The organism is Methylocystis sp. Se48 (genome assembly GCF_056269425.1).
The window spans coordinates 3,576,257-3,591,670 of record NZ_CM149850.1 but is presented as its reverse complement, the minus strand read 5'-3'; the positions used below and the strand labels follow the sequence as shown (position 1 = coordinate 3,591,670).

General features: G+C 67.8%; 12 protein-coding genes. 3 read left to right on the top strand and 9 right to left on the bottom strand.

Going from position 1 to position 15,414, the window contains the following annotated elements; translation table 11 throughout:
- Positions 1-72: 72 nt before the first annotated feature.
- The 3 genes from ACV959_RS17430 (at position 73) to ppa (ending at position 2,140) form a co-directional block, all read left to right on the top strand.
- Positions 73-573, top strand: coding sequence for an RNA polymerase subunit sigma-70 (locus ACV959_RS17430; protein ID WP_475737810.1), 501 nt, complete (start codon positions 73-75; stop codon positions 571-573).
- A gap of 7 nt (positions 574-580) precedes the next feature.
- Entirely contained in the window at positions 581-1,471 is an 891-nt protein-coding gene (locus ACV959_RS17425) for an anti-sigma factor family protein (RefSeq protein ID WP_475737809.1), read from the top strand.
- A 132-nt stretch (positions 1,472-1,603) separates the two neighbouring features.
- Positions 1,604-2,140, top strand: coding sequence for an inorganic diphosphatase (gene ppa, locus ACV959_RS17420; protein ID WP_475737808.1), 537 nt, complete (start codon positions 1,604-1,606; stop codon positions 2,138-2,140).
- Between the two features lie 42 nt (positions 2,141-2,182).
- Here ppa and ACV959_RS17415 read toward each other — a convergent pair whose 3' ends face one another.
- The 9 genes from ACV959_RS17415 to bcsA form a co-directional block, all read right to left on the bottom strand.
- Positions 2,183-2,545: a DUF1636 family protein gene (locus ACV959_RS17415; RefSeq protein WP_475737807.1), complete on the bottom strand. Its 363-nt coding sequence runs from the start codon at positions 2,543-2,545 to the stop codon at positions 2,183-2,185.
- Positions 2,546-2,626: 81 nt separating this feature from the next.
- Complete coding sequence (locus ACV959_RS17410) at positions 2,627-3,442, bottom strand: Crp/Fnr family transcriptional regulator (protein ID WP_475737806.1); 816 nt, start codon at positions 3,440-3,442, stop codon at positions 2,627-2,629.
- A 203-nt stretch (positions 3,443-3,645) separates the two neighbouring features.
- On the bottom strand, positions 3,646-4,278 hold the full coding sequence (metW, locus tag ACV959_RS17405) for a methionine biosynthesis protein MetW (protein WP_475737805.1): 633 nt from the start codon (positions 4,276-4,278) through the stop codon (positions 3,646-3,648).
- A complete protein-coding gene (metX, locus tag ACV959_RS17400; protein ID WP_475739707.1) occupies positions 4,275-5,438 on the bottom strand; it encodes a homoserine O-acetyltransferase MetX in 1,164 nt (387 codons plus the stop codon). The genes metW and metX overlap by 4 nt, the downstream gene beginning before the upstream one ends.
- Before the next feature lie 252 nt (positions 5,439-5,690).
- Positions 5,691-6,875 (bottom strand): cellulose biosynthesis protein BcsN, encoded by a 1,185-nt coding sequence (gene bcsN / locus ACV959_RS17395; RefSeq protein ID WP_475737804.1) that lies wholly within the window; start codon positions 6,873-6,875, stop codon positions 5,691-5,693.
- Between the two features lies 1 nt (position 6,876).
- Entirely contained in the window at positions 6,877-9,186 is a 2,310-nt protein-coding gene (locus ACV959_RS17390; protein WP_475737803.1) for a hypothetical protein, read from the bottom strand.
- On the bottom strand, positions 9,174-10,346 hold the full coding sequence (locus tag ACV959_RS17385; RefSeq protein WP_475737802.1) for a family 8 glycosyl hydrolase: 1,173 nt from the start codon (positions 10,344-10,346) through the stop codon (positions 9,174-9,176). Before ACV959_RS17385 ends, ACV959_RS17390 begins: the two co-directional genes overlap by 13 nt.
- Positions 10,343-13,060 (bottom strand): cellulose biosynthesis cyclic di-GMP-binding regulatory protein BcsB, encoded by a 2,718-nt coding sequence (locus ACV959_RS17380; RefSeq protein ID WP_475737801.1) that lies wholly within the window; start codon positions 13,058-13,060, stop codon positions 10,343-10,345. The genes ACV959_RS17385 and ACV959_RS17380 overlap by 4 nt, the downstream gene beginning before the upstream one ends.
- Positions 13,057-15,369 carry a UDP-forming cellulose synthase catalytic subunit gene (bcsA, locus tag ACV959_RS17375; RefSeq protein WP_475737800.1) on the bottom strand — a complete coding sequence of 771 codons (2,313 nt, stop codon included), beginning with the start codon at positions 15,367-15,369 and terminating at the stop codon, positions 13,057-13,059. Before bcsA ends, ACV959_RS17380 begins: the two co-directional genes overlap by 4 nt.
- Between the last annotated feature and the right edge of the window lie 45 nt (positions 15,370-15,414).

Sequence of the window (15,414 nt, the reverse complement as noted above, 5' to 3'; positions counted from 1 at the left end):
TGATCTATCATTCGATAGGAAACTTCGCTAGGCGGGCGGACGCGGGCCAGGACAAGCCGAGACGGGCCGTAAATGGGGAAGAAAGAGGAGATCCTGGAAGCCCTTTCCGGAACGGCGCCGGCGTTGCGCCGTTACGCGCGCGCGCTGTGCGCCGGCGCGGGATCGGCGCTTTCGGACGATCTCGTGCAGAGCGCCCTTCAAAGCGTCGGAGCCCGGATTCGCGCGCGGGAAATTCGCCCCGGCGGCCTGACCGAGGCGCGGATCGAGGCTTATGGCGCGCTCACCGCGCTCGCCGCCAAGCGTCTCGCCAACGCCCCACGGCCCGCGCCGCGCCAGCCGCCGATCGTTCACGGCCTCGCTGACCTCGCCTTCGACGACCGGGCGGCGCTGCTGCTCGTCTCGCTCGAGGGTTTCGGCTATGAGGCCGCCGCACGCGTGGTCGGCGCCCCGAGGGAGACGCTGCTCGCGCGGCTGATGCGCGCCCGGTCGACCCTGGGGGCGGAGGGGCTGCGGCCGACCGGCGCCGAGACGGGCGCTCGCCGCTCGGCCTCGCATCTTCGCATCGTGAAATAGGCGCGCCGTGCCGTCCTCGGCCTTCATAGACGAAGCGGATCTCCACGCCCTCGTCGACGGCGAACTCGACTCCGAGCGGCGCCGCAAGGTCGAGGACCATCTGCTTCAGCATCCGGAGGACGCTGCGCTCGTTGAAGGCTGGCGGCGACAGAACGCGGCGCTGCGCGCGGCCTTCGAGCCGGTGGCGCTCGAAATGCTGCCCCTCTCGTTGCGCGACGCCGCGACGCGAATCCCGGCGGCGGCGCAGGGACCGATCGAGACGGGCGCGATCCACTGGGGCCGTCCGGGCGCCTCCCGGCCCGTCCAGCGGCTCGACGAATTGCGCGCCAATCGCCGGCGTCAGGCCATTGTTTCGACGATGCTGACGCTCCTCGCAGGCGCCGCGGTGGCGGGTCTCGCGGCGCTGGTTTTCGCGGGACGCGGCGAGCCGCCGCGTCCGCCCGTCGCGACCGTGGCCGCGCAGGGCTACGCCGCGCGCGCCGGCCTGACCTACGCGACCTATGTTTCCGATGCGCGGCCCGTTGAAATCGACATTTCGCGCCGGGGCGAACTGGTCGCCTGGCTTCAGGAGCGCGTCGGCTTTTCGAAGGCTCCGGATCTCGCGGATCTCGGCCTGCGGCTCATCGGCGGGCGCGTCGCGCCGGGCGTCGCCTGGCCTGCGGGCCTGCTGATTTACGAGCGGGCGGACGGCGCCCGGGTCGGGCTCTATGTCGAACGCGCGGAGGCCCCGGGCGCGCCCCAGCCGCCGCGCCCGGGGCAGGCCGTCACGGCGGTCGAGTGGCGCGCGGCCGGCTTCGCCTTCGTGCTCGTGGGGCCGCTCGCCGCCGATGAGATGCAGGCGGCGGCCGAACGCGCCGCCGCCGCCGTCGCTGCGCCCCCGGATGACGAAAAGCGTTAACTCCCTTCGCGCCGCGCCCTAGGATCGCCCGGCGATTGATGGAATAGTCGCGGGCGTGATTCGCCGCGGCGATCGCCAGTGCGCGCAAGGAACGCGCTCAAGAGAATTCCTCGAAAGACCGGAGCTACCCGAATGCGTCTCGACGCCATTCCGATCGGCGCGAATCCCCCGCATGAAGTCAATGTCGTCGTCGAAGTGCCGCTCGGCGGCGAGCCGATCAAATATGAGCTGGACAAGGCTTCCGGCACGCTGTTCGTCGACCGTTTCCTCTATACGGCGATGCGCTACCCGGGAAATTACGGCTTTATCCCGCACACGCTCTCCGACGACGGCGATCCTTGCGACGTCCTTGTCGCCAATACGCGGCCCGTGGCGCCGGGCGCGGTGATCTCGGTGCGGCCGATCGGCGTGCTGCGCATGACCGACGAGGCCGGGGGCGACGAAAAGATCGTCGCGGTGCCGTCCAACCGCCTCACCCAGCGCTACGTCAATGTGCAGAACTACACCGATCTGCAGGAGATGACCTGGCGGCGCATCGAGCATTTCTTCGTGCACTACAAGGATCTCGAGGCCGGCAAATGGGCCAAGGTTGCGGGATGGGGCGACGCCGCCGACGCGCGCGCGCTCATCTCCGCCGCAATCGAGCGCGCTAAGGCGGAAAAGAAGTAGGGCGCGGTTCCACGCTGCGCCCAGCGCCGTAGAAGTCAAACGTCAGGGAAGCGGCGGCGTGCGCGACACGACGCCCTTCCGGAAACAGACCGGCCGATCCTTCCAGGCGACGATGCCGTTCTCGCTTTCCGAAAAGCGCAGGGCGGAGTCGATCAGATCGTCGACATGCCGGACGAGGTCGAGGTCGCCGATCACGTAAGTCCATTTCCCCGCCGCAGCCAGGGCGACGGTCGCCGGCCGCTTGCAGACCGCCATGCATTCGACTGGCTCGACCGGCATGTCGAGCGCGCGCTCCGACAGGCGCGCGCGCAGCGCGTCGAGGAAAGCCGCGCCCGGCCGGTTCTCGGGCTCGGCGGGGTCGCGACAGGCCGTGCAGACGAAAATTGTGACGCTTTTCCCGGACACGCCTGATTCTCCCGTCAATTTTGCAGACGGTTTTTCCGCGTTCGGATGATCGGGGTCAAGAACCTGCGGGCGGACTCTTCGTCAGGCCGCGTTCTCCCGGCCGGCGCTTTCCGCGCGCTCGGAAGGCAGGCGGGACTGGCGGCCGAGAAGATCGCGCAAACCCGCGAGGCGCGAGACGCTCTCGACGACGACGTCGCGCGTCTCCGTGCGCACGCCATAGTCCCGCAGCTTGGCGAAGGCGCGCGACAGCGTCTCCTGCTTCACGCCGAGACGGGCGGCGATCAGTCGTTTGTCGTAAGGCAGGCGGAAACGGCACTGCTCCGCGCCCGGCGGGCACAGCGACAGGATGAACTGCGCGAGGCGCTGGTCGGCGTTCTGCGCCTTCAGGGATTCGATCTCGCTTACGAGCGCGGCGATCCTGTTCTTGGCGTCCTGAAGCACCGCCGCGCCGAGCGCCGGCGACTCGCGCATGAGACGGGCAAAACGCGCGGCGGGGAATTTAAGCGCCGCCGTCGATCCGATCGCTTCGGCCGAGACATGATAGGTTTCGTTCGCGCCGGAGGGCGGTTCTCCGACCGTCTCGCCGTCGGAGCGGATGCCGATGAGCGTTTCGTCGCCGCAGGAGGCGATGCGCAACACTTTCACGAAGCCGTGAAGAATGACCACCACCGCTGAGACGGGATCGCCCTGGCGGAAGATCGTCGCGCCGTCCTCATAGGTTTCGACTTTTGCATCGAGGGCGAGGCGCGAGAGCGTAGCGTCGTCGACTTGGGCGAAGAGGGGCACGTCGCGCAGCGACGGCGGCTCCGCGACGGTCGCGCGCGACGGACGGCGGCCCGCCCGGCCCTTGCGCGGTTCGGCGAAGCCCAGCGCGATGTCGCTCGTCGGTGTCGCCACGCCCGCGTCTCCCCTTCCCGCGAAGACTGATCCTCGCGCGGATTCGGTCCTTGTGGAAGCTTGTTCCGATCGCGGCCGCCAGCCCAAGCGCAACGCGGATCACGCGATCGGTAAGTCGAGGCTAACGCGAATGAGGGCTTGGCGAAAGCCGGGCGTGCGGGACAAACCGTCGCACGGCGGCGCATTGTCGCGCCCGCCCTGCGTCACCTGTGCGCGGCGCCGCGCTCGAGCAGGAACACCGCCTGTTCGCCCATCAGGTTCCAGATCCACCAGGGCGCGTTGACGCGGATCCGCGCGCCGGCGCGGTCAAGGGCGACGCCGCGCGCGATATGCGCGTCGAGTTCGTCGACGAGTTCAACGAAGTCGCGGATCGTGCACAGATGGATGTTCGGCGTGTCATGCCAGCGATAGGAGAGATTTCCCGTCACCGGCATGCGTCCGCGAAAGGCGAGTTGCGCGCGCACGCGCCAGTGGCCGAAGTTCGGAAAGGACACGATTGCGCGCCGGCCGATGCGCAGCATGTTCTTCAGCGCCTCGCGCGGACGCCGCGTCGCCTGGAGCGTCTGCGAGAGAATGACGTAGTCGAACCCGTCGTCCGGATAATCCGCGAGATCCGTGTCCGCATCGCCCTGAATGACCGACAGGCCCTTGGCGACGCATTCGTTGACGCCGCGCTGCGAGAGTTCGACGCCGCGCCCGTCGACGCCGCGTTGGTCCGCGAGGAGTTGCAGCAATTGTCCGTCGCCGCAGCCGACGTCGAGCACGCGCGCGCCGGGCGTCACCATGCCGGCGATGACCGCGAGATCGACGCGCGGCGTGAGCGCAGCGTCGTTCATCGGCGCGCTCCCTTCAGCCCGCGCGCGGCGGCGGCCGATTCGAGAAAGCCGCGCGTCGTGGCGAAGAACATGGGCTCGTGGAGCAGGAAGGCGTCGTGGCCCTTGTCCGACTCGATTTCGACGAAGGAGACCGAGGCGCCGCTGGCGTTGAGCGCATGCACGATCGCGCGCGAGTCCGAAGTGGGATAGAGCCAGTCGGAGGTGAAGGACACGACGCAGAAGCGGGTTTTCGCATCCTTGAAGGCCTTGGCGAGCGAGCCGCCGTAATCCGCCGCGAGATCGAAATAGTCGCAGGCGCGCGTCACGAAGAGATAGGAATTCGCGTCGAAGCGCTCGACGAAGGCGAGGCCCTGGTAGCGCAGATAATTCTCGACCTGGAAATCCGCGTCGAAGGAGAAGGTCGGCGCTGAGCGGTCTTGCAGCTTGCGGCCGAATTTGCGCTGGAGCGCGGCCTCCGAGAGATAGGTGATATGCGCCGACATGCGGGCAACCGCGAGACCCTTCTCGGGCCGCACGCCGAATTCGAGATAGCGCCCGCCGCGCCAGTCGGGATCGGCCATCACCGCCTGCCGGCCCACTTCGTTGAAGCCGATATTCTGCGCGGAATGCTTGGCGGCCGTCGCGATCGGCATGGCGGAGAAGACCCGATCCGGATAGCTCGCCGCCCATTGCAGAACCTGCATGCCGCCCATCGAACCGCCGGCGACGCAAAAGAGCGTCTCAATGCCCAGATGGTCGATCAGCATCGCCTGCGCGCGCACCATGTCGCGAATGGTCACGACCGGAAAATCAAGGCCGTAGGGCCGGCCCGTCGCGGGGTTGGCCGAAGAGGGCCCCGTCGTGCCCATGCAGCCGCCCACGACATTGGAGCAGATGAGAAAATAACGATCGGTGTCGAAGGGTTTGCCCGGCCCCACCATCGCCTCCCACCAACCCGGCTTGCCGGTGACCGGATTGACGCCCGCAGCGTATTGGTCGCCGGTGAGCGCGTGGCAGAGCAGGATGGCGTTGCTGCGCTCGGCGTTCAGTTCGCCATAGGTCTCGTAGCCGATGGCGAGCGGCGCGATCCGGCCGCCGCCGTCGGTGACGAGCGCCCGATCCGCCGGAAAGGTCACGCTCTTGCCCGCGGGCCTGCCGCCCGTCTTGCCGTCGGTTCTGATGGCCTGGGTCTCGGCGCCGTCGTGCTGCGCCTGCGGCGAATTGCTCAAATTGTCCTCGCGTTCGATATGACGAACGAATTGTTCGGCAACATCGAGGCGCGCGAGGAGACTGTCAAGCGTCCAGAGCCTTTTCCGATCCGATTGCCTCGGATCGGGGCTGGAACTTTCTGTTTTGACGCGCGTTCCGGGCGCCCGGACTCGCGCCTGCGATGAGCCGCCGCGCCACGATATAAAAATTGGCGCGTCGCTCCGCTACTGCGCGCCCGGATAGGGCGTGATGGCGCGGGCGCTCGAGGGGCCCCGGAAGGCTTGCGCGGGCAGACCGCCGTCGACCGCCGCGCCGAAACCTGCGCCGCCGCGCGGCGCCGCGCCGCCCGGGGAAAACTGACTCGTTGCGCCGTCGACGGGGCCGAGGTAGCGCCGGCCGTCGGAACTCGGCGAGGAGGGCGTCGTCAACGGCGCCGCGGGAGCGGACGCGGCCGCGTCCGGTTGCGGCTCGGCGGCCGGCGCGGCCGCCGCCTTGCGGCCGGCCCGGCGGGCGGAACGGCGCCCGCCGCCGGGGGGCCGAGGCTCCTCCACGCCCGCGGCGCCGCCCAAAAGGCTTGACTCGAGCGAATCGACCGAGGCGGTCACACGGCCGCCGCCATAGGGTCCCGGGGCGACCGGAATGAGGGCCGATCCGTCGGCCGTTCGCGGCTGGACATTGTTTCTGACCGACTCGACGACGCGGGTCAGATTCTCCGGCGAGACGGCGAGTTGCTCGTACCAGGCCGCGAGTTCGTCGGCCGTCACGCCCCGCCGGCAGACGCGCATCCGGATCGAGGCCGGCATGTCGCCGCCGCCGAAGAGGGACGGTCTCTCACCCCGCGCGGCGGCGGGGAGGTTGTCGACCCACTGCCAGGCGAAAGCGCAGCGCATTCCGGCCGCGCCGGCGCCGATCGCGAGGCCGTAGGGACCGAGCGCATTGGCCATGGGCCGGTTCACGATACGCATGGGGACGGTGGGAAAACGGGCGAGGATCTCGCGGCGAATCCCTTCCTGCGTCGGTTTGCCCATCATGATCTCGCCGCGGCCGCCGGCGGCCGGCGCGGCCTGGATCTCGATCGACAGATCGTTCCAGTCTCCGGCTTCCTTAGCGGCGTCCAGCGAGATGCTCTGACGCCAGCCGTTGAGATATTGCTTATCCACGACGCGGCCGTTGCGCACGGCCTCCGGCGGCAGGCTGAGAATCGCGAAGCTCGCGGTTTCGTGCTTCAAATCCTTCGCCGTGATGGGGGCGGAAAGCGTCTGGCCGGCGACGAACTGGCCGGTGACGGCCGCGTTGGGGTCGGTCGCAAAGGAGCGCTCGGGCTGGCTCTGTCCGCAGGCGGCGAGGCTCGAGGCGAGGCCGGCGCAGAGCGCAGCGGCGAAGAGTCGGAGGCTGAAGGAGGGTTCCATCTCAGCGGCTCATCGGTTGCGGATATTGCCCGTAGGCGGGCCCCCGCTGCGCGGCGGGGGGAAAATAGGTCGCGCCGGCGCCGGGCGCGCCATAGCCGCGGCCCGCGGGCTGCTGGCCATAGCCAGCCGCCGGGATCTGTCCATAGCCGGCGACGGGTTGCTGGCCGTATCCAGCGACGGGCTGCTGGCCGCCCGGCGGCAGGCCGCGGGCGTTCGCCGGATTGCGCGAGTCGAACAGCGCGAGGCCCGCCCTCGCCGGATCGGCGTCCTGCTCCGCCCATTGCGTCCCGGGCGGCGCGATCTGCTGCGAATAGGGCGGCCAGGTCGCGGTTTCGATCCCGTTCCAGCCCGGCAACAGGCTGAAGCCATATCTTTCGTAAGGCATCGGACCGACGCCCGGCACGCGGCGGGCGACGAGCGGCGCGGGCTGGGTGGCGGGCTCCTTGCGCAAGGGCCCTTCGGCGGCGGGCGGGAAGGAAATCGACGGCGACCGCTGCGCGAGCAGCGCCGGGATCGGCAGCGCGCGGAAGCGGAACGGATTGTCCATCGCGACCTGAGCGGGGAATCTGCCCTTCAGGCCCTTGAGCATTTTGTCGATGCGCGCCTGCTCCCGCTCCTGCCCCTGCATGTCGACCGGGTAGGAGGCGTTTTTCTGTTCGGCGTAGTTGACCGGCTGCTGTGAATAGTTAGGGGCGGCGCCCGGGATCAGCGCTGGTCCCGGCGCCATGAAGGCGGCGTTGCGGACGCCCGCCCCGTGCAGCTTCTTCTCCGCGCCCTTCTGATCGCAAGGCGTAGGCGGATGATAGTAGCCGTCCGGGAACAGGATTTCGATGACCTTGGCGAAGAGGCCGTCATAGCGGTTCGCGACTTCGTAGAGCCCCTTGTCCTTCTTGAGGCGCTTTTGCGCGAGCGCGTAGCCGTAGACGGTCGCGTCCTTGGGGAACCAGGCGACCGCCCGCTCGAACCAGAACGCCGCCACGTCCCACTGGCAGCTGTTGTAGGCGTACCAGGCGAGCGCCTGCGCGCCTTCGCCGGAGGCCGCCTCCATCGTCACCCTGGCGTAGCGCGCGAGGCGATCCGGCTCGATATAGGGCGGAACTTCGCGCGTGAGATCCGTCTCGAGAAGATCGAGGAACAGGATGACGTTGTTGACGAGCGGCTCGTGCCACGCGTACGCGACTTCCTCCGCCTCGCGCAGCATGCCGAGGGCGCGTAACGAATGGGCGAGTCCGTGCGCGATCATGGCGTCGCCGTCGTTCTGGATGGCGAGCTTGAACCACTCGAGCGCGCTGTTGAAGTCGCGGCGCTTGTAGTCGTACCAAGCCACGAGGCCGATCTGATTCGCGTCGCGGCTGTTCTTGGCGTAGGTCTCGAACTTCCGCACGTCGGCGGCGGGCACCTCCTCCGCGCGCTCATCGTGCAGGAAAGCCGCGATGCGCGCGCGGGTAATGTCGATCGCGATCTGCTGAAATTCATTGGCTCCCTCGGACGCGCCTGGAACGGCTGCGAGCAGCGTCTCGACGTCGGCCATGCGGAGCGCGCCGAGCGCCTTCTGTATCGTCGCGACCCGGATGTGCGGATCCTTCGACGACGTCAGAATGCGCTTGAACATGTTAACGGCGTCTTCATTCTGTTTTGCGCGCGCGTAGGCCTCCGCGATCGTCCAGAGCACGTCGACCTCGTCGCCCAGGTCGCTCACGTCCTCGTTTTTCAGATAATCGACGAGATCGAGGATCTTGTCGGCTTTCCACAGCGAGGTGATCTTGAGGCGCAACTCCTTGCGGCGCGTCTTGGTGGCGAGGTCGGCCGAGGGCTTCCAGCCCGGGATTTCGCGCTCCTTGGCGGCGATGGCGGCCTTGAGCTCGTCGATCTTGTCGGCCGAGTAGAGCTGCCAGAAGGGCTCCTCGTCGATGGCGTTGGAGGCGGGCGCCTCGTAAAGATCCTGCGGCGGCTCGTAATTCGGATAGAGCGCGTGCAGTCGTGCGAGCTCGGCGTTGACGCGCGCCGTCTGCTTCATCGAGGCGTAATAGCGCAGGGCGAAATCGTCCGGCCCCACCGGCCCGCCGACGAGGGGGATCTGCTGGCGCGGGCGGGCCGCCTTCGTCGCCGGCTTGCCGTCGGCCGGGGGCGGCGCTCCATTGGCGGACGTCTTGCCGTCGGGAGCCTTCGCCGCGCCCTCCGGCCGCGGGGCCTGCGTCTTGGCGCTTTGCGGCTTCGCGTCGGAAAGCGGCGCGGCCGCGCGGGCGGCGGCGTTTGCGAACAGAGCCGCCGCACAGACGCAGAGAAGGAGGCGCGGCGTCATCGCAGACATGAGCCGTACCTCATCTGCATCGCGATGAGCGACAGGATGTGCAGCGTCGCCGGATAGTAATTGTCCGAGGGGCCGAGCATGAAGAGCTGCGAAGGCGCTTTCGAGCCCTCGACCACGCAGGCCGTCAGGGCGCCGATCGCGCCGATCCCCGAATCGCCGAACTTGCCCACCTCCACGCCATTTGTGACGTCCACGATCGCCATGGCGCCGCGCGTGCGCTTCACCAGCGCCATGAAAGGTTCGTATTGCTCGCGCTCGCCGATGCCCGCCCAGGCCATGTACAGCGGCACGCGCACCGCATTGTAGGAAAACTGCGCGGGGAATCCTTCCGCCGGCTTTGCGGTCCAGTCCTTGAGCGACATCCACTCGGGCGGCAGGGTCTCGGGTCCCGTGCGCGAGGCGTCGAGCAGCGTGAGGCCGGTCTGCGTCAGGCCCGGCCAATCCACTTCCGGCGCGACGATCTTGAGGCGCGAAAAGGCGGGATAGACATAATAGGAAAGGTTGACGACCGGTCCGTCCGGTCGGTCGTTCTCGTGGAAGCCGGAGACGGCCGGCAGGACGATCGCGCCGAGTTTGGTCTTGAAAAGCACGAGCTTGCGGGCGAACTCGACGGCGATGCGCCGGCCCGCCGTGCGATAGCTCATGTCATTCCAGAATTCTCCCGCCTCCGCCAGCGCCCAGGCGACGAGAATGTCGCCGTCCGAGGCGTTGTTCATGTCGGCGATGGCGGGGCGTTTGCCGGGCTCCCAGCGCCAGGCGAGAAGCGCGTCGTCGCGCACCATCAAATTGGCGCGCGTCCAGCCCCAGATGCGGTCGAAGGTCGGCCGGTCGTTCGCCGCGACCGCAAGCAACATCCCGTAGCCCTGGCCCTCGCTGTGGCTGATGAGATTGTTGCCCGTGTCGATGACGCGGCCCTGTTCCGTGACGAAACGGGCTTTGTAGGCCTGCCACATGCCGGGCGTCTTCAGCGCGCCGCCGAGCGGCAGCGGGCGTGCGTCCATGACAAGCCGCGGCGGCTTCTTCGGGGCGGGCGGCGGCTCGGGCGCGGCGGCCTCGCCCGCTTGCGGCGCGTCCGGCGCAACGACCTCCTGCGCGCGCGGGGCCGCCGCCGCGAACGACGCGACAAGCGACAGGGCAAGGGCGCGCAGGAACGGTCTCACGACGTTTTCCTCCCCACGTTCCTGACGAAGATGCGGGTCGTCGTCGCGAGAAGGAAACCCAGGAACAGCGCGGCGCCGACGTAATAGCGCGAGTTGAGCGACAGCCAGCCGGCTGCGATCAGCCGCGCATTGCCGACGGAGAGCGGCTGCGTGATGACGAAATGGGTGTTGGCGACGGGCGTCACGTCGATCCTCGCCTTCGAAATGTCGAGCAGCGACACGCGGCCCGCAATCTGGCGTGAAACGCGCGGATCGATCAGGCAGGCGACCGAATCGGCGAGCGCTTCCGCATTCGGCGCGGTCAGCACGGTCCAGACGTTCTCGCTCGAATCGCCGAGAATGTTCTGGCCGAGGGCGAGCATGGTCTGCGGCGACATTTCGGCGGGTTCGCCGCGATCGAAATGCCGGAACAAATGGCCGGCGTCGGTGAATTTCGCCGTGCCCCATTCGCCGGCGCGTTTGAGCCAGCCCGCGATCCAGCCGAAGCGCGTTTCGTTGCGCAGGCGAGCGTCCCATTCCTGGAACAAGTCCGCCCCGGTCTCTTCATCCTCCTCCCCGCCGGCGGGATCGGGTCCGCCGAGGCCAAGCGCCTCCTCCGGATCGTCCGTCGCGCCGGTCGTAATGGGGTCGATGTCCCGCAGCATCGCGCGGAACCCGCCGATCGACTTCGGCGGGTGGCAGGCCATGGGGAAATTGTTTTGCAGGACGAGCCTGTTGCGCGTCGCGGCGTCCACCGCGCTGTCGCCGTCCGCGTCGAGACTTCGGCTTTCCGCGCCTATCTTTTCGCGCCAAACCCGCGACAGTTCGTCGACGGGCATCTGCAACTTGCGCAGGAGGTCAAGATCCAGCGCGTCCCAGGGCGCGACGGCCAGAGTCGGACTCTTGCCGCGCAGCGGCGGATTCTGGGTGATTTCGAAATCGATCGGCCGGCCGGCGACGACGGCGAGATGGGCGACGAAAGTCGCCGCCGCGCCGATCGTCCTGGGATCGAGCCGCGGCATGTAGAGCTTCGAGCGTCGTGCGGCGCCGGCGAAGGGGAAGCCGCCCGTCGCCGTCACCGCGAGGTCGGGCATGCGTCCGACGCGGGCGATCGGCGGAATCTCGATTTCGGTCGTGTCGAGGAAGAGAAAGCGGTTGGGCGCGTCCTTGGCGGAAAGCGTGTCGCAGCTTTCGTCCGCCGGCGTGGGCACATGCGCCTCGATCTCGATGCGGTTGAGTCCCGGCCGCAGAAATCCCAGCGGCAGCGGCAGCGGATTGTCCTTGAAAACCTCGCCGGTCGATTTGAGCAGCGGCAGGCTGACGGCGGTGCGCTCGTTCACATACATCACAAGCTGCGCCTTGGAGGTGAGGCCCGGCGCATAGCCGCCGGCGACGCGCACCGTCGCGCGGCCATAGTCCGCCGGGTAGAAATCCGACGGCATGATGATGTTGAAGGCGGCGCGGAAGAGGCGTCCGTCGAATTCGGAGCTTCTGACGCCGATGTCGGCCAGCTTGATGCGCTGACCGCCCTCGACGCGATAGCCCGGGAAGGCGGCGGCGGCGCGCAGGCCGGCGGCGGCGCCCTTGGGCTGCGTCGCGACCAGGAACTGCTTGATCGCCTCGTCGACCTGCTGCGCGTCCGCGCCGGTCACGACGATCGTCGTACGCCGTCCGGGCGTGGCCGGCAACACGAAGGCGCGCGGCTTGTTGACGAGACCGACCATTTGCGCGCCCACGGTCGCGGCGAGCTCCGCCGCCGTGCCGACGAGAAGATTCGCGCCGTGAAGACCGTCGGCGAGCGGCCCGGAATCGACGACCGGCTGCTCGAAGCGGCCGATGATCGAGATGAGCTGCACGACGCGCAACATGCGCTCGACGTCGCGCGCGCCCGGGTTCGCGGGCGTCACCGCGCGAATGGGCAGGGAGCCCTGTTCGTCTGCGGGCAGGGCGCCGAGATCGGAAATGGCGTCTATGGCGGCGTCCGCCACGTCGAGGATCAGGCCCGTCTGCGTGGGGTCGATCTGCGTCCACAGCTCCTGCGTCGCCTCCAGCGAACAGTCGACGCGATGGCGCTGCTCGGCCGTGATGCGAATCGAGTTGAAGCCTGGCCGCATCAGCCCCGGCGGAATGTCGAAAACGACCGTTTTCACCGACTGCACGGCGGTGATGGGCGTCGCGCCGACCGGCTGATCGTTGATCGAAAGGGTGAGCCGCGAGAATTCCGGCATGACCGACACGGCCGAGAGATAACCGAGCTGGAATTGAAGGCGGCGGCGCGCCTGCTTGTCGGTCAGATAGATCGGCCATTCGGAGGAGCCGATTTCGCCCGCCAGACGATAGCCCTGAATATTGTTGGACAGATGCCGCAGCATTGTCGCGCGCGGTTTGACGGGCGTGCCGGGGCGCATGGGTCCGGCGGGCCCGGACGCCGCCGTCGGGGCCGCGGGCTGCGCCGTCATGGGGCCTGGCGACGCCGCGCCCGCGGGCAGTGCCTCCGGCGCCATTCGCTGGGCCGCGGTCATGACGGGCGCCGGCGTCGCGGCCTTGGGCGGCGGAAGCGGCTCTGGCAGAGGCGCGGGCGGCGTCGCGTTGACCGGCTGATGGTCGATGCGCGAAACCGTCTCCGGCGCCGTCAGGAAGATGGCCTGGGCGCCGGCGGCGGTCGCAAACAGCGTCATGGCGGCCGCAGCGGCCGCCTCGCGCAAGGTCTTCGAGATGGCAAAGCGCTCCGTCATGCCGACTTCCGCGCCGCCGGCTGCAGCGCGTCTCCCTCGGCTGGCTTTCCCGCCTCGGCCTCCCCCGCCTGCGCCACCAGTCTCTTCAACCACGCCGTCGAGGTTTCCGGCGGGGGCGGCGCGGGCGCCGCGGCCGGGGCTTCCGCCTCCGCCGGCGGCTTGGCCTTGAAGAGATAGGCGAAGGCGCGGATGGGCTCGACCACGCCCCACCAGATGAACTGACCGGTGCCGGCCCAGATGCTCTTGTGCTTGCGGCGGCTCTCGAGGAAGCGCGGCAGCGCGTCGGAGTCGCCGTACATCAGATCGGCGAGGACAAAATATTCCTCCGCCTGCATCGTATCGAACTCGCAGCCGTAAAAGGAGTCGTCGCCAATGTTCGTCGGCGTGCGGCGGAAGATGAGCGGCAGGCTGCGCTTGTGCACCATGTCGCCGTAGGGCTCGATGGTGAGGCGCGCGCGCGTGTCTTCCGCTTCGAGGAGCATCGGCGGCATTTCTTCGAGCAGACGCACGGCGCAACCGCCGGCGGAGACGTTGACGATCTCCACCGCGACGCGCTGCTCGCTGAAGTCGAGCCACCCCTTGCGTTTGATGGTGAGGCGCGGGTGGCGGTCGGGCTGCTTGCGTTCGGAGACGGCTCCGAGCGCGACGCCCGCCATGATGAGATTGAAGGTGTTCCAGAGGCCGACGATGAACATCAGATTGCTCACGCCGGGCTCGACCACATAGCGGAAGGCCGCCACGAGCGTGCCGGTGAGAAGCATGAGATAGATGGCGAAGAAGGGCCAGGCGAGTTCGGACAGATGATCGTTGTCGAGCGTCAGGCCCTTCGCCGTAACGTTGAAGGTCGGCTTTCTTGGATTCAGTACGACCGAAACGATCGCCTTGCTGAGAAAGACGCCCTGGCAATATTCATAAAGCTCCGACACCCAGGGCCAGCGCACGGTGCCGAACATGTAGTTCTGCAGCATGACGTTGGAGATCATGTAGGTCGCCGTGAAGGCCACCGCCTCGTCGACGTTCGACACGAAGATCTTGACGTCGAAAAGGATGTAGCAGAGCGGGGCCAGCATGAAGATCAGGCGCGGGAACGGAAAGAACCAGAACGTCATGCTCGAGAGGTAGCCGAGCTTCTGGATCGGCTTCAGGCCCTTCTTCAACACCGGGTTCTTCAGGATCATGATCTGCAGCATGCCCTGGCACCAGCGCACGCGCTGGCCGATGAAGGAGGCGAAGGTTTCCGGCTGCAGGCCTGCGATCAGCGGCTTGTCGACGAAAACGCTCGAATAGCCGCGCGCGTGAAGCTCGAAGGCGGTCTCGCAGTCTTCCGTGATGGTGACGCCCGAAAAGCCGCCGGCCTCCATCAGCGCCGAACGGCGCAGGAGCGCCGCGGAGCCGCAGAAAAAAGAGGCGTCCCATTTGTCCAGGCCGCGCTGCGTCATGGAGTAGAACATTTCGTTCTCCGACGGCATGCGGCTGAAGGTTCTCAGGTTCTTCTCGATTGGATCGGGGTTGAGGAAGACGTGCGGGGTCTGGACGAGAAAGACTTTTGGATCGTCGATGAAATAGCCGACGGTCTCCTGAAGGAAGGAGCGGAAGGGCGCGTGGTCCGCGTCGAAGACGAGCACGATGTCGCCCTTCACATGGGCGAGCGCGCTGTTCATGTTGCCGGCCTTGGCGTGCTCGTTCTTGGCGCGGGTGAGATAATGAGCGCCGAGGCGCTTGCACAGCTCCTGCAACGACGCGCGCCGAAGCTTGGCGGCTTCGGCCTTGGCGGGGTTCTTGTCGTTGCACTTCTGATCCGTGCCGCCGTCGTCGAGCAGCCAGACGTTCAGCTTTTCCTTGGGGTAGTCCATCGACAGCGCGGCCGCCGCGGTCGTGGCGAGGATATATTCGTCCTCGTTGTAGGTCGGGATGAAGACGTCGACGACCGGCAGCTCCTCGTCGGGCCGGCGGGAGAGCGGCTTTCGCTTCACCGGATCGGCGTTGACGATCAGGCTGATGACCAGAATGCAGACACAGTAAAGTTCGGCCGACAGCAGGATCAGGCCGAAGAAGAGGCCGACCGGATCGGAAGCCGGCGGCAAGGTATAGCTCAGGCGCCAGTAGACATAGCGGATGACGATGAAGCTCGAGAGCGCGAGATAGGCCTGGCGCGCGAGCGGGCCCCTGCCGAACCGCCAGAGCAGGAGGAGGACGACGATGATGGTGGTGCTCAGCGACAGCTGCGCCTGGACGCTCACCGGCTGCGTGAGCAACGCAACCGCGAACACCCCCGACGCAATCCACGCGAACGCACGCAACCCGGACATCAATGGCCCCGCAATGTTGTCAACGGGATTTGTAGACAGGAGGTG

What these genes read in the sequence shown, in the direction of transcription:
- ppa (WP_475737808.1), top strand. Translation starts at nt 1,604, where the DNA reads ATGCGTCTCGACGCCATTCCGATCGGCGCGAATCCCCCGCATGAAGTC.
- ACV959_RS17390 (WP_475737803.1), bottom strand. Translation starts at nt 9,186, where the DNA reads ATGTCTGCGATGACGCCGCGCCTCCTTCTCTGCGTCTGTGCGGCGGCT.
- ACV959_RS17380 (WP_475737801.1), bottom strand. Translation starts at nt 13,060, where the DNA reads ATGACGGAGCGCTTTGCCATCTCGAAGACCTTGCGCGAGGCGGCCGCT.
- bcsN (WP_475737804.1), bottom strand. Translation starts at nt 6,875, where the DNA reads ATGGAACCCTCCTTCAGCCTCCGACTCTTCGCCGCTGCGCTCTGCGCC.
- metW (WP_475737805.1), bottom strand. Translation starts at nt 4,278, where the DNA reads ATGAACGACGCTGCGCTCACGCCGCGCGTCGATCTCGCGGTCATCGCC.
- ACV959_RS17430 (WP_475737810.1), top strand. Translation starts at nt 73, where the DNA reads ATGGGGAAGAAAGAGGAGATCCTGGAAGCCCTTTCCGGAACGGCGCCG.
- bcsA (WP_475737800.1), bottom strand. Translation starts at nt 15,369, where the DNA reads ATGTCCGGGTTGCGTGCGTTCGCGTGGATTGCGTCGGGGGTGTTCGCG.